The organism is Pseudoalteromonas sp. S558 (assembly GCF_005886635.1).
Taxonomy (GTDB): domain Bacteria; phylum Pseudomonadota; class Gammaproteobacteria; order Enterobacterales; family Alteromonadaceae; genus Pseudoalteromonas; species Pseudoalteromonas aliena.
The window spans coordinates 1-228 of the sequence record NZ_PNDU01000496.1 but is presented as its reverse complement, the minus strand read 5'-3'; the positions used below and the strand labels follow the sequence as shown (position 1 = coordinate 228).

At 39.5% G+C, this 228-nt stretch carries 1 pseudogene; it reads right to left on the bottom strand.

Annotated elements, in window-relative coordinates:
* Positions 1-26 precede the first annotated feature (26 nt).
* Positions 27-228, bottom strand: a pseudogene (locus CWB66_RS22505) (hypothetical protein); the annotation flags it as partial.

The following is a 228-nucleotide window of genomic DNA, read 5'->3' as shown; positions in this document are numbered from 1 at the left end:
GAGAGCAAATAACGAATGCTAATACATTAAACCGCATTTACCTCAGTAAACTTTAAGCCTTTCAGGTTATGCTGTTTCACCAAGTCATGTAGGCCGCCCTTTTGATCTGTACAAAAGGTGAAAATACCGGCTCCCTTAACTTTGAATAATCCACCCTGTTGTATAGCACCTTTACTGAGGACTAACTTTTTAAAGCGCCTTACCCTGTTAACACGGCCATTTTTAAAA